The following is a 13545-nucleotide window of genomic DNA, read 5'->3' as shown; positions in this document are numbered from 1 at the left end:
CGGTTGTTTCCGGTCCGGGTGTTATGGGAGACGTCGGGACAAGCCCGCGGTGGGTCACCGCGGGCCCGCGTCGGGTGATGACATCGGTGGCAGAGAGAACCAGTGAAGGGACTTTGGCGTGGCTGATCGCCTCGTTGTTCGTGGCGCCCGCGAGCACAATCTGCGTGGCGTCGATCTCGACCTGCCGCGCGACAGTTTGATCGTCTTCACCGGACTGTCCGGGTCCGGGAAGTCCAGCCTGGCTTTCGACACGATCTTCGCCGAGGGGCAGCGCCGGTACGTCGAGTCGCTGTCGGCCTACGCGCGGCAGTTCCTGGGGCAGATGGACAAGCCGGACGTGGACTTCATCGAGGGGCTTTCGCCCGCAGTGTCCATCGACCAGAAGTCCACCTCCCGCAATCCGCGGTCCACCGTGGGCACCATCACCGAGGTCTACGACTACCTCCGCCTGCTCTACGCCCGCGCGGGCAAGGCGCACTGCCCGCAATGCGGTGAGTTGATCAGCAAGCAGACCCCGCAGCAGATCGTCGACCAGGTGCTCGAAATGGAGCCGGGCACGCGATTCCAGGTCCTCGCGCCGATCGTGCGCGGACGCAAGGGCGAGTACCTGGACCTGTTCGCGAATCTTCAGCAACAGGGTTACTCGCGGGCGCGCGTCGACGGGCACGTCCACCAGCTCACCGATCCGCCGAAGCTGAAGAAACAGGAGAAGCACGACATCGGCGTCGTGGTCGACCGGCTGACCGTCAAGCCCGCCTCCAAGCAGCGGCTGACCGACTCGGTGGAGACCGCGCTGCGGCTCGCCGACGGCCTGGTCGAGCTGGAATTCGTCGACCTGCCCGAGCACGACCCGCACCGCACCCGTGGTTTCTCGGAGAACCTGGCCTGTCCCAACGGGCACCCGCTGACCATCGAGGACCTGGAACCGCGGTCGTTCTCCTTCAACTCGCCGTACGGGGCCTGCCCGGAATGCACCGGTATCGGCGTCCGCAAGGAGGTCGACCCGGAGCTGGTGGTGCCGGACGACGAGCTTTCCCTCGCCGAGGGTGCCATCGCGCCCTGGGCGGGCGGTCAGAGCGCCGACTACTTCCTCCGCCTGCTCGAGTCGCTGTCGGAGACCATCGGCTTCCGCATGGACGTTCCGTGGCGGAGCCTGCCCGCCAAGGCGCAGAAGGCGATCCTGCACGGCGTCGACGAACAGGTCCACGTGCGCTACCGCAACCGGTATGGCCGCCAGCGTTCCTACTACGCCAACTTCGAGGGCGTGATCCCGTTCCTGGAGCGCCGCCAGGAACAGACCGAGTCCGAGTACATGCGGGAGCGCTACGAGGGCTACATGCGCGAGGTTCCGTGCCCCGCGTGCCAGGGCAGCAGGCTCAAGCCGGAGATCCTCGCGGTCACCCTCGAACACAGCGAGTACGGTGAGCGGTCGATAGCCGAGGTGTGCTCGCTGTCCATCGAGGAGTCCTCGGACTTCCTCAACGGCCTCAAGCTCGGCCCGCGCGAGAAGATGATCGCCGGTGCGGTGCTCAAGGAAATCCAGGCCCGGCTGCGCTTCCTGCTCGACGTCGGGCTCAACTACCTCTCGCTCGACCGCGCTTCGGCCACGCTCTCCGGCGGTGAGGCACAGCGCATCCGCCTCGCCACCCAGATCGGCTCCGGCCTGGTGGGCGTCCTCTACGTCCTCGACGAGCCCTCCATCGGCCTGCACCAGCGCGACAACCACCGCCTGATCGAGACGCTGACCCGGCTGCGCGACCTGGGCAACACGCTGATCGTGGTCGAGCACGACGAGGACACCATCCGGTCGAGTGACTGGGTGGTCGACATCGGCCCGGGCGCGGGCGAGCACGGCGGCCACATCGTCCACAGTGGACCATTCAGGAAACTGTTGCGCGCCAAGGGTTCGCTCACCGGTGAGTACCTGTCGGGCCGGGTCAGTATCCCGGTGCCGTCGATCCGCCGCCCGGTCGACCGCAAGCGACGGCTCACCGTGGTCGGCGCCCGGGAACACAACCTGCGCGGAATGGACGTCTCCTTCCCGCTCGGCTGCCTCGTCTCGGTGACCGGGGTTTCCGGCTCGGGCAAGTCGACGCTGGTCAACGACATCCTCGCGACGGTGCTCGCGAACAAGCTGAACGGCGCGCGGCAGGTGCCCGGCAGGCACACCCGGGTGCGCGGGCTCGACCTGGTGGACAAGCTGGTCCGGGTCGACCAGTCGCCGATCGGGCGCACCCCGCGGTCCAACCCGGCCACCTACACCGGCGTGTGGGACCACGTGCGCAAGCTGTTCGCGGCGACCACCGAGGCGAAGGTGCGGGGCTACCAGCCCGGCCGGTTCTCGTTCAACGTCAAGGGCGGCCGCTGCGAGGCCTGTGCCGGCGACGGCACGATCAAGATCGAGATGAACTTCCTCCCGGACGTCTATGTCCCCTGCGAAGTCTGCAAGGGCGCGCGGTACAACCGGGAGACGCTGGAGGTGCACTACAAGGGCAAGACCGTCTCCGAGGTCCTCGACATGCCGATCGAGGAGGCCGCGGCGTTCTTCGAACCGATCAAGGCGATCCACCGTCACCTGCAGACCCTCGTGGACGTGGGGCTGGGCTACGTGCGGCTCGGGCAGCCGGCGCCGACGCTGTCCGGCGGTGAGGCGCAGCGCGTCAAGCTCGCGAGCGAACTGCAGAAGCGCTCCACCGGAAAGACCGTCTACGTGCTCGACGAGCCGACCACGGGCCTGCACTTCGAGGACATCCGCAAGCTGCTCGGGGTGATCAACGGGCTGGTGGACAAGGGCAACACGGTGATCGTCATCGAGCACAACCTGGATGTCATCAAGACCTCCGACTGGATCGTCGACATGGGCCCCGAGGGCGGGTCCGGCGGCGGGACGGTCGTCGCCGAGGGGACACCGGAGCATCTCGTGACGGTCGAAGAAAGCTACACCGGGCAGTTCCTGAAGACCGTGCTCTAGCTCCCCGGCCCCGGGCGCGCCACGTGCGAGGAAGGCCAAAGCGGGGCTCTGCCGCTTCCGGATCCGGGACGTCCTCGCCGCTAGCAGGCTGTGGACCCGGCGTCGGCGGCATACTGCGCGTGTGGGCATCAACACCTATCGGTTCCGGGACACCTGGTTCATCGCCGCGCCCCCGCCATCGGTGTTCGACGCGGTGGTCGACCTGGCCGGCTATCCGCGGTGGTGGCCCGATGTCCGTTCGGTCAGCCGGGTGGACGACGACACGGCCGAACTGGTCTGCCGGGCCACCCTGCCGTACCGGCTGGTGCTGCGGATGCGGCGGGCCGAACAGGACGCGCCTGCCGGCCGGTTGCGGGTCGAGCTCACCGGGGACCTGGAGGGATCGCTGGCGGCGCTGGTGATCGGCCAGGCCGCCGGGACGAGGCTGGACATCATCCAGCACGTGATGGCGCGGAACCGTTGCTGCGTCACCTGGCCCCGATGGCACGCCCGATGTTCCGCGCGAACCACGCGCTGATGATGCGGCGGGGCCACTCGGGCCTCCGGCACTTCCTCACCCGGCCCGGCACCCGAGCCTGACCGCGCCGCTCAGTTCGCCGGAACCGGCACGCCTGGCGTCTCCTCGGCGTCTTCGCGCGGTTCCTCTTGGCCGGACAGGGACGTTTCGTCGAACCGGTTCTCACCGGAGAGCACCGTTCGTGCCCTGGCCCGGTCGAACTCCCGGGTCCACGCGCCGATCAGCACCGTCGCGACCGCGTTCCCGGCGAAGTTGGTCAGGGCACGGGCCTCGGACATGAACCGGTCGATGCCGAGGATGAGCCCGACTCCGCCGACCAGGTCGGGGCGGTGCGCCTGAAGCCCGCCCGCGAGGGTCGCGATCCCGGCTCCGCTGACGCCCGCGGCGCCCTTCGACGCCAGGATCATGAACAGCAGCAACGAGATCTGCTCGGCGACCGACAGCGGCGAGCCCTGAGCCGAGGCGATGAACAAGGTGGCCATCGTGAGGTAGATGGCCGTCCCGTCGAGGTTGAACGAGTAGCCGGTGGGCACAGTGACGCCCACGACGCTCCTGCTCACCCCCAGATGCTCCATCTTCGCGATCAGCCGGGGGAGCGCCGACTCGGAGGACGAAGTGGACAGAATGAGCAGGAATTCGCGGGAGAGATAACGCAGCAGCCCGAACACGTTCAGGCGTGCCCCGAGCCACAGCACAGCGCCCAGCACGACGAACACGAATACCACGCACGTCAGGTAGAAGCCGGCCATCACCAGCAGCAGGCTGCGGAGCGCGGCCCAGCCGGTGTTCCCGACGACGGCCGCGATCGCCCCGAACGCGCCGACCGGGGCCGCCCACATGATCATCGACAGGATCCGGAACACGAGTTTCTGGAGATGCTCGATGCCGCGCAGGATCGGCTGCCCTGCCCGCCCGAGTTTCTGCAGCGCGAACCCGGCCAGCAGCGCGACGAGCAGGGTCTGCAGCACCGAGCCGGAGGTCAGTGCCGAGAACAGGGAGGCGGGGATGATGCCGAGCACGAAGTCCGTGCTGCCCTGGCTTCCGACCGCCTGCTGGTGGGCCTTGGCCGCGGACGAGGGATCGAGGTGCAGGCCGGCACCGGGGTGCAGCAGGTTGCCCACGATGAGCCCGATGCCCAGGGCGACCGTCGACATCGCGAGGAAATAGCCGATCGCGAGCAGGCCGACCTTGCCGACCTGGGCGGCCTTGGTCACCGAGCCGATCCCGAGCACGATGGTGCAGAAGATGATCGGTGAGATCATCATCTTGATCAGGTTGACGAAACCGGTGCCCAAGGGCGTGAGGCCCTTGGCGAATCCCGGTGCGATGAAACCGACGGCGACGCCCGCCACGACCGCCACGACGACGGCCAGGTAGAGGTAGTGCGTCCGGTCGCGGTGTTTCGCCGCCGTGCCGTGGGCAGGCTGTGTCGGCACCGTTGCCTCCAGAGTCTCATCCGATGCGCGGCCGGTCGGCCGGGTTCGAGGGTCACTATCGGTGGCGACCCGTGACCTCGTCACGGTTGTGTTCATTGAGTTCACCGTTACATTCGGCGGATGAGAAACCGGCGCCGCAGCCTGGCCCGTCAGTTGCTCGTGTTGCAGGTGACCGGCGTCGCGGCACTGGTCGTGGCCGGTGCCATGCTGGCCTACTTCGCCGCCGCGCACGCCGCGGAGCGCCGGGCCGGCGACGAGGTGGTCGCGGTGGCACACACCGTGGCCGACGCCCCGGTGCTGGCGGAGGCACTGTCCACACCGGACCCGAGCGTCCGGTTGCAGCCCTTCGCCGAGCGGGTGCGCGCCGATACCGGCGTGGATTTCATCACCATCATGAGCCCGGACGGGGTCCGGTTCACCCATCCGAACCCGGCGCTGATCGGCCGGCAGTACATCGGCACCATCACGCAGGCCCAGCGGGGCAAGACCTACGTGGAGACCTACACCGGCACGCTGGGGCCGTCCAAGCGCGCGGTGGTTCCGGTGTTCGATCCCGCCGGAAAGGTGATCGCGCTCGTCGCGGCCGGAATCAAGACGGAGGTGATCGGGGCGGACGTGACCGACCAGGCCGTGGTGGCCGCCGCGGTCGCCGCCGTGGCACTGGCGGTCGGTGTCACTGGCAGTTTCCTGGTCAGCGGACGGCTCCGGCGGCAGACCCGGGGACTCGCGCCCGCCGAGCTCGGCACCGTGTTCGCCTACTACGAAGCGGCGTTGCACGCGGTCAGGGAAGGGCTCGTGCTGGTCGGAGCCGATCACCGGATCGTGCTGTGCAACGACGGCGCCCGTGACCTGCTGAGCCTGGCGGACGATCCGGCGGGAGAGCCGGTCACCGAGCTGGGTCTTCCGGAGTCGCTGGAAAGCGCTTTCCAAGCCCAGGAACCGCACACTGACGAGATCCACCTCACCGAGGCGCGCGTGCTTCTCGTCAGCACCGCGCCAGTGCGCTCGGGCGACGGCTCACCCGGCACCGTCGTCACGCTCCGGGACCACACCGACCTCGAGCGCCTGACCGGCGAGCTGACCAGCACCCGCGGACTCGCCGAATCCCTGCGGTCCCAGGCGCACGAGGCCGCGAAGCGGCTGCACACCGTGGTATCGCTGGTCGAAATCGGCCGCACGGACGAGGCCGTCGAGTTCGCGACCGCCGAACTCGCGATCGCCCAACGGCTCACCGACCGGGTCCTCGGCGCGGTCTCCGAGCCGGTGCTCGCCGCGCTGCTGCTCGGCAAGACGGCCGAAGCCGCCGAACGCGGAGCCGAGCTGGTGATCACCGACGACACCGAGCTGGGCGAGGCCGGTATCGCGCCCCGCGATCTGGTCACCATCGTGGGCAACCTCATCGACAACGCCATTGAAGCCACAGTGGCCACAGAGGCCATGGCCGGCACGGCGGCCGCGCGGATCACCGTGACGGCCAAAGTGGACGGTGCGGAACTGGTGATCCGGGTGGCCGACAACGGACCCGGCGTCGAGGCGAGCGAGGAGGTGTTCCGCCGCGGCTGGTCGACCAAGGCCCCGGCGGGACGCGGACTGGGGCTCGCGCTGGTCGGTCAGGCGGTTCGCCGCTACTCGGGCACCATCACGGTGGTCAACGACGGCGGTGCCGTGTTCACCGTCCGGTTGCCATTGGAAGGGGCGAGGCGGTGATCAGGGTGCTGGTCGTGGAGGACGATCCGGTGGTGGCCGAGGCGCACCGGCAGTACGTGAGCCGGGTCGCCGGGTTCACGGTCGCCGGGGTGGTGCACTCCGGCACGGACGCGGTCCGCTTCTGCGAACGCGAATCCGTCGATGTCGTGCTGCTCGACTTCTATCTTCCGGACACGCACGGCCTCGCGGTCTGCCGCGCCCTGCGGACCGCGGGCAACCCGGCCGACGTGATCGCGGTGACGTCGGTGCGCGACCTGACGGTGGTGAAAGCGGCGGTGTCGGCCGGGGTCGTGCACTATCTGCTGAAGCCGTTCACCTTCGCCTCCCTCCGGGAAAAACTGGAAAGCTATGCCCGCTTCCGCCGCAGTTCCGGGCAAGCCGCGGACCAGGCCGACGTCGACCGCACGCTCGCCGCGCTCCGCCCGGCGGCGCGGGGCTCGCTGCCGAAGGGCATCAGCGGCCCGACCCTGGACGCGATCGTGCTCGCGCTGCGCGCGGAACGCGACGGGCTCCCGGCCGGTGCGGTGGCGGACGCGACCGGCGTCTCCCGGGTCACGGCCAGGCGGTACCTGGAGTACCTGGCCGACCACGGGCTGGCCGACCGCGAGCCGCGATACGGCCAGGTGGGCAGACCCGAAGTCTGGTACCGCGCGGTGTCCTGACCGGCCCGGCGTGCCGATACCATCCGGCCATGAGCCAGCCATACCAGCCTCAGCAGTTCCCCATCCTCTTGTCCACGATGAACGACCTGCCGGGGTACAAGGTCGTCCGGGTCTTCGGTGAGGTCTTCGGACTCACCGTGCGGAGCCGGAACATGTTTTCCAACATGGGTGCCGGATTCAAGGCCCTGGCGGGCGGTGAACTGAAGGGACTGTCGAAGCTGCTGTCCGACTCGCGGTACGAGGCGCTGGGCAGGCTCGCGCAGGAGGCGATGCAGCACGGGGCGAACGCGGTGCTCGCCCTGCGCTTCGACTGCAACGAGATCGCCAACACCGCCAGTGAGATCGCCGCCTACGGAACCGCCGTGTACGTGGTGCCGGAGGGCGCCGAGGCCCAGCAGCAACAACAGCAGCAGGCGCCGGGCCAGTATCAGCAGCAACAACAGCAGCAGCAGGGCCAATACCCGCCCCCGCCCTACCCGCAGCAGTGAACTAGCTGCCACGCGGAGCGTGTCCGTTGAGGGTGGTGGTGGGAGACGCTGGGTGTGACAGCGCGAAGCTCCGTTGAGGGTGGTGGTGGGAGACGGGCGGGCTAGAAGATCGCCATGAGCACCGCCGCCATGGCGAAGCCGGTCACGGACAGCAGGGTTTCCAGCACGGTCCAGGTCTTGAGGGTGTCGGCGACGGAGATCCCGAAGTAGCGGGACACGATCCAGAAACCGCCGTCGTTGACATGGGAGGCGATGATCGAACCGGCCGCGATCGCGACCACCAGCAGCGCCAGTTGCACCTGGGAGTACCCGAGCCCGGCCACGGACGGCGCGATGATCCCCCCGGTGGTCACGATCGCGACGGTCGCCGACCCCTGGGCGATCCGCAGCCCGCAGCTGATCACGTAGGTCGCGAAGATCACCGGCAGTCCCGCGTTGTGCAGCGAGTCGGCGACCGCCTTGCCGATACCGGTCGCCGACAGCACCGCGCCGAAGAAGGCGCCCGCACCGACCACCAGCAGAATCATCGCGACCGGTCGCAGGGCGGCCGCGGACAGTTCGGCGAGTTCCCGGCCGGTGGTGCCGCGCCGGGTGCCGAGCAGCCAGGAAGCCAGCAGGACGGCGATGGTCAGCGCCACCGCGGGGGTGCCGATGAAGGCCGCGACGCCCGCCGCGGCCGATCGCTGCGGCAGCCAGATGCTGCCGAACGTGCCGGCCAGGATCAGGACGAGCGGGATCGCGATGATCGCCGAAACCAGCGCCAGCGACGGCAGGCTCTCCTCGGGCGCCTCGGTGTCGTCGGCGGCGATCATCTCCTCGGGCACCGGGATGTTGATGCGCTTTCCGATCCACGAAGGAAAGAGCACACCGCTGATGAACCACGCGGGAATCCCGCACACCGCGCCCATCAGGATGACCCAGCCGAGGTCGACGTGCAGCAGTCCCGCCGCCGCGACCGGCCCGGGGTGGGGCGGGATGAAGGCGTGCGTCATCGACAGGCCCGCGATCAACGGCAGGCAGTAGAGCAGGATCGACCGTCCACCCTGCCGTGCCGCCACGTAGACCAGCGGTGCCAGCACGAAGATCCCGATGTCGAAGAACACCGGGATACCGAAGATCAACCCGGACAGGCCCATCGCCAGCGGCGCGCGCTTCTCACCGAAGGCACGCAGGAGGGCCGAAGTGAGCACCCGCGCGCCGCCGGATTTCTCCAGGATCGCGCCGAGCAACGTGCCCAGCCCGATGATCGCGGTGATGTGCCCGAGGATGCTGCCGAATCCCTTTTCCAGCAGGGAATCCGAGGTCTTCTGCGCGGTGCCGACGATGGTGCCGACCGGCAGCCCGTCGGCCAGCGCGGTGAGCAGGCCGACCACGATCAGCGCGATGAACGGTTCGACCCGGAACCGGATGATCAACAACAGCAGGACCGCGATCGACACCGCGGCGAGCGTGAGCAGGCCGCCGGTGGTGTGCTGAAGCCAGTGGATCAAGGGGACCTCCGCGGGGTCTGGGCGGGTTTCCAGGGAACCTTCCGGCGACGGAAAACCTCGCCGCCGGCGGGACTTTGAGCCGATCAGGCGGCTCGGGGAGGACTTCTGAGCGCGTGCCCGGCGAGCGCTCCCGTGGGCCGGCCGTCGTCGACGGCCGCGACGCCGTTGACGAAGACGTACGGGATGCCCTCGGCCGGTTGCCGTGGATCGTCGAAGGTCGCGGTGTCCCGCACGGTGTCCGGGTCGAACAGCACGAGGTCCGCGGCGTAGCCCTCCTTGATCAGCCCGCGATCGGTCAGCCCGAGCCGTTTCGCCGCGCGTCCGGTCAGGTGGGCCACGCAGTCGGCGAGGTCGAGCACACCGAGTTCGCGCACGTAGTGACCGAGATAGCGGGGGAAAGTCCCCCAGGCGCGGGGATGCGGGCGGTCACCGACGAGCAGACCGTCACTGCCGCCGGTGTGCACCCGGTGCCGCATGATGGTCCGCACGTTCTCCTCATGACCGACGTGCATCAGGCACGAGGTGCCGAGCCGTTCGGCGACCAGGACGTCGAAGTACAACTCGGCGGGCGGAATCCCGGCCGCTCGGGCGGATTCCGCCACACTGCGGCCGACGAGACGCGCGTTTTCGGGCCGTCGCACGCCGTTGATTTCGATGCTTCCCCAGTCGATCGGCACACCATGTGCCCCGTCCGACCCGGTTTCCTCGATCTCACGGCGGATGCGTTCCCTGGTGTCCAGATCGGACAGCCGGTCGAGGGTCGCGGCGACGCCACCTTCGGTCGCCCAACTCGGCAGCAGCGCGGACAGGTAGGTGGCGCCGGGCAGGTAGGGGTAGGTGTCCAGGGAGATGTCCACGCCCTCGTCCAGTGCGGCGTCGAGCATGCGCAGCAACTCGGGCGCCTTCCCGCGGTTGACGGAGAAGTTCATGGTCGCGTGGGCGAGATGCAACGGGCAACCGGCCCGCCGTGCCACCTCGATCATTTCCGCGTAGGCAGCCAGCGCGCCCGCGCCGTAGCCGCGGTGGTGCGGACTGTAGTAGCCACCGTTGCGGGCGACGACTTCGCAGAGCGCCACCAGTTCGCCGGTGCTCGCGTACATTCCCGGGGTGTAGGTCAGTCCGGAGGACATGCCGAAGGCACCTTCCGACATCCCGGTGTCCACCAGCGCGCGCATGGTGTCCACTTCGGACTCCGTAGCCGGGCGCGCGGCGTGCCCCACGGCCAGCATCCGCACGGTGCCCTGCGGTACGAGGTAGGCCGCGTTGACCGCGATGCCGCGGTCGAGCCGGTCGAGGTACTCACCGACGGATCGCCAGTCCCAGTCGAAGCCGGGCGGGTCGTCGTTCCAGCCGGCCAGCTGTTCCCGCAGCGTGGCGAGGGTGGCGTCGTCGACCGGGGCGTAGGACAGGCCGTCCTGCCCGAGTACTTCGGTGGTGACGCCCTGCGAAACCTTGGCCGGATGGTCCGGCGTGGCGAGGATCTGGAGGTCGGAGTGTGAATGCATGTCGACGAAGCCGGGCGCCAGCACCAGTCCTCCGGCGTCGACGACCCGGCGGGCGTCGAGATTCCGCCCGATGGCGGCGATCCGGCCGTCACGGAGGGCGACATCCGCGCGGTAGGGCGGCGAGCCCGTGCCGTCGGCTATCCGCGCGCCCCGGAAAACGGTGTCCACAATGGACCCCCTAGAAGTAGGTGCGGACGAAGCCGGTCACGTTCTCGCCGTCCACCAAGGGAATCAGCGGCCACTTGTCGAACACCGTGCACGGATGGGAAAGTCCGAAGCAGACGCGGTCGCCGACCTCCAAGGGCGAGTCCGGTGGCAGTGCCAGGAAGGTGTGCTGGTCGTTGACCTTGGTCACGGTGTGCCCGGAGAGTTCGGCCGTGACGCCCGAGCGCTGGTACGACCGGGGCTCGGGCAGCCCCTCGTCGAAGGAGATATCGCGCTTGCCGAGGGTCAGAAGCGCGAGCTCCGAGCTCGGCTTCGAGGTCACCTCCGCCCAGGCGCGGAGCGCGGACCTCAACAGTGGGGTGCCGGTGATGCGGGGATGCGCGCCCAGGGGCGATATCCGTCGGTAGAAGCCGTCGTCGTGGGTGAGGTATGCACCACTGCGCAGGACCGGGACGACCGGCAGTTCCGCGGGCCAGCCGGTCGTGAGCTCTTCGGCGATCTGGTCGAAGTAGGCGCTCCCGCCCGCGGTCACGATCACCTGCTCGGTCTCGAACGAATCCGCCAGGGCGATCGTGAGCGCGTGCAGTCGTCGCAGATACGCGGCCACGGTGTCGCGTGACCGCGCTGTGGCGTCGTGGGCGAGCGCGCCCTCGTAACCACCGGTTCCGGCAAGCCGCAACGCCGGGCTTTTCCTTACCGCATCAGCGATCGCGAGCGCGCCGGCCTCGTCGCGGACACCGGTCCGCCCCCCGTCCGCACCCAGTTCGACCAGGACATCCACGGGACGGGTCGCGTCGCGCAGTGCTTCGGTCATCAGCTCGACGGCGCGGACGGAATCGACCCAGCACGTGAACTCGAAGCCGGCGTCCCGTTCCAGCTCCGTGGCGAGCCAGCGCAGCGCGGCCGGGTCCACGAGCTGGTTCGCGAAGACGATCCGCGAGACGCCGAAGGCCCGGTAGATCCGCAGGTGGCCGGCTGTGGCGCAGGTCAGCCCCCAGGCGCCGGCCTCGACCTGCCGGGCGAAGAGCTGAGGCGCCATCGTCGTCTTGCCATGCGGTGCGAGGCGCAGGCCGTGGCCGGCGCACCAATCGGACATGGTGCGGAGATTGTGGTCCAGCGCCCGGGAATCCAGCACCACCATGGGCGCGAGGAAACCGGAGTTGAACAGGTCAGGGCGCAGCCGGGCTGCTTCGCCGATGGTCAGGCCCCACAGGGACGAGGGGACCGACCGGAAACGCCAGTCGAGCCGTTCGTCATCGATCGCGGACACCGATGCGGCGTCCATCCGGCACTCGGAGGAGGTCATAAGGGCTCCGTTGCATCTTGTGCAACGCACGTTGCACATAGCGACCGCTGTAGATGTAGCATCGTGCGTCGTGACGGTCAATGGAAAGTGTGAGTGTGAGCCAGAGTCTTGACCGCGGGCTGCGCCTGCTCGGCGTGCTCGCCCGTCGCGCGAGCACGCTCGACGAACTGGCCGCCGAACTCGGCGTGCACAAGACCACCGTGCTGCGTCTGCTGCGCACGCTCGAGTCCCAGCATTTCGTCCACCGTCAGGGAATCCGGCACTACCGGCTGGGCAGCGCCGTGTTCGACCTCTCCCATCGCGCGCTGGAGGACCGTGACGTGCGCCGCAGCGCCGCGGCCGCGTTGGCGGACCTCAACGCGCGCACCGGGCACACCGTGCATCTCGCGACCTATGAGGACGGCGAGGTCGTCTACGTCGACAAGTACGAGGGACGCCACAGCGTGCGGATGTACTCGAGGATCGGCCTGCGCGCGCCGCTGCACTGCACCGCCGTCGGCAAGGTGCTGGTGGCCGCGCTCGATCCCCCGCGCCGCGCGGAAGTGGCCGCCTCGCTGGAATACCCGCGTCTCACCGAAAACACCCTCAGCGGCCCGGACGACTATCTGGCAGAGTTGCGGCGGGTCGCCGCGCAGGGTTACGCGGTGGACAACGCCGAGCATGAGGACTTCATCCACTGCGTCGCCGCGCCCGTCCGGGGGCCCGGGGGAGTGGTCCTCGCGGCCGTTTCGCTGTCCGTGCCGAGGGTGCTACTCGATTTCGACGGCCTGCTGGCGTTGCTGCCGGACCTCAGGGCCGCCGCGAGGGAAGCTTCTGTCCACAGTGGATGGATCGACGAAGGGTTGGGAACCGTTCATGAGCAAGGTCGCGATCAGCACCGATGACGCGCCCACTCCGCCGGCCGCGTTCGCCCAGGGGTGCCGCAAGGGAAACCTGCTCCAGGTGGCCGGCCAGGTCGCCTTCGACCCGGAAACCGGTGAGCTCGTCGGGAAGACCGTCACCGAGCAGGCCCGGCAGACTTTCCGGAACATCGAAGCGGTCCTCGCCGCCGGCGGGTCGAGTCTCGACGACGTGATCATGATCCGCGTCTACCTCACCGACACCGCGCATTTCGCCGAGTTCAACGAGGTCTACAACACGCTCGTCCCGGAGCCCTACGCCGCGCGCACCACCGTCTACGTGGGCCTGCCGGAGGGCATCCTGCTCGAAGTCGACGCGCTCGCCGTGCTCGGCTGAGCGCGCGGTCCCGCTCGGGCGGCGAAGTCAGTGTTTCCTGGTGCGCGCGATCGGATTTGGGT

General features: G+C 69.0%; 10 protein-coding genes and 1 pseudogene. 7 read left to right on the top strand and 4 right to left on the bottom strand.

The features are described 5' to 3' along the window. Positions 1-118 precede the first annotated feature (118 nt). Positions 119-2971 carry an excinuclease ABC subunit UvrA gene (gene uvrA, locus ACFSXZ_RS39675; protein ID WP_378271548.1) on the top strand — a complete coding sequence of 951 codons (2853 nt, stop codon included), beginning with the start codon at positions 119-121 and terminating at the stop codon, positions 2969-2971. Between the two features lie 121 nt (positions 2972-3092). Next, a pseudogene (locus ACFSXZ_RS39670) lies at positions 3093-3550 on the top strand (SRPBCC family protein). A 9-nt stretch (positions 3551-3559) separates the two neighbouring features. On the opposite strand, the gene ACFSXZ_RS39665 reads toward ACFSXZ_RS39670, so the two are convergent. Beyond that, a complete protein-coding gene (locus ACFSXZ_RS39665) occupies positions 3560-4924 on the bottom strand; it encodes a cation:dicarboxylate symporter family transporter (protein WP_378271546.1) in 1365 nt (454 codons plus the stop codon). A 120-nt stretch (positions 4925-5044) separates the two neighbouring features. Here ACFSXZ_RS39665 and ACFSXZ_RS39660 point away from each other — a divergent pair, with 120 nt between their 5' ends. From ACFSXZ_RS39660 to ACFSXZ_RS39650, 3 genes are read left to right on the top strand one after another with little or no spacing between them, the layout of a single operon-like run. Continuing rightward, a complete protein-coding gene (locus ACFSXZ_RS39660) occupies positions 5045-6631 on the top strand; it encodes a sensor histidine kinase (protein ID WP_378271545.1) in 1587 nt (528 codons plus the stop codon). Continuing rightward, on the top strand, positions 6628-7293 hold the full coding sequence (locus tag ACFSXZ_RS39655) for a response regulator (RefSeq protein WP_378271544.1): 666 nt from the start codon (positions 6628-6630) through the stop codon (positions 7291-7293). Before ACFSXZ_RS39660 ends, ACFSXZ_RS39655 begins: the two co-directional genes overlap by 4 nt. Positions 7294-7322: 29 nt before the next feature. Further along, positions 7323-7781, top strand: a complete 459-nt coding sequence (locus ACFSXZ_RS39650) for a YbjQ family protein (RefSeq protein ID WP_378271543.1) — start codon at positions 7323-7325, stop codon at positions 7779-7781. A gap of 101 nt (positions 7782-7882) precedes the next feature. On the opposite strand, the gene ACFSXZ_RS39645 is transcribed toward ACFSXZ_RS39650, so the two are convergent. The 3 genes from ACFSXZ_RS39645 to ACFSXZ_RS39635 all read right to left on the bottom strand — a co-directional run bounded on the left by ACFSXZ_RS39645 (position 7883) and on the right by ACFSXZ_RS39635 (position 12247). Continuing rightward, positions 7883-9271 (bottom strand): GntP family permease, encoded by a 1389-nt coding sequence (locus tag ACFSXZ_RS39645; protein ID WP_378271541.1) that lies wholly within the window; start codon positions 9269-9271, stop codon positions 7883-7885. Between the two features lie 83 nt (positions 9272-9354). Further along, positions 9355-10944 carry an N-acyl-D-amino-acid deacylase family protein gene (locus tag ACFSXZ_RS39640; protein ID WP_378271540.1) on the bottom strand — a complete coding sequence of 530 codons (1590 nt, stop codon included), beginning with the start codon at positions 10942-10944 and terminating at the stop codon, positions 9355-9357. Between the two features lie 10 nt (positions 10945-10954). Continuing rightward, positions 10955-12247 (bottom strand): amino acid deaminase, encoded by a 1293-nt coding sequence (locus ACFSXZ_RS39635; protein WP_378271538.1) that lies wholly within the window; start codon positions 12245-12247, stop codon positions 10955-10957. A 95-nt stretch (positions 12248-12342) separates the two neighbouring features. Here ACFSXZ_RS39635 and ACFSXZ_RS39630 point away from each other — a divergent pair, with 95 nt between their 5' ends. Beyond that, complete coding sequence (locus ACFSXZ_RS39630) at positions 12343-13131, top strand: IclR family transcriptional regulator (protein WP_378271537.1); 789 nt, start codon at positions 12343-12345, stop codon at positions 13129-13131. Continuing rightward, a complete protein-coding gene (locus ACFSXZ_RS39625) occupies positions 13103-13483 on the top strand; it encodes a RidA family protein (RefSeq protein WP_378271536.1) in 381 nt (126 codons plus the stop codon). Before ACFSXZ_RS39630 ends, ACFSXZ_RS39625 begins: the two co-directional genes overlap by 29 nt. Positions 13484-13545: the final 62 nt, after the last annotated feature.

This window comes from Amycolatopsis pigmentata, assembly GCF_042684065.1.
Taxonomy (GTDB): Bacteria; Actinomycetota; Actinomycetes; order Mycobacteriales; family Pseudonocardiaceae; genus Amycolatopsis_E; species Amycolatopsis_E pigmentata.
This window is presented reverse-complemented; position numbering and strand designations above follow the sequence as displayed.

Excerpts from the sequence above, each read along its gene's own strand:
- ACFSXZ_RS39660 (WP_378271545.1), top strand. The coding sequence starts at position 5,045 with ATGAGAAACCGGCGCCGCAGCCTGGCCCGTCAGTTGCTCGTGTTGCAG.
- ACFSXZ_RS39625 (WP_378271536.1), top strand. The coding sequence starts at position 13,103 with ATGAGCAAGGTCGCGATCAGCACCGATGACGCGCCCACTCCGCCGGCC.
- ACFSXZ_RS39635 (WP_378271538.1), bottom strand. The coding sequence starts at position 12,247 with ATGACCTCCTCCGAGTGCCGGATGGACGCCGCATCGGTGTCCGCGATC.
- ACFSXZ_RS39650 (WP_378271543.1), top strand. The coding sequence starts at position 7,323 with ATGAGCCAGCCATACCAGCCTCAGCAGTTCCCCATCCTCTTGTCCACG.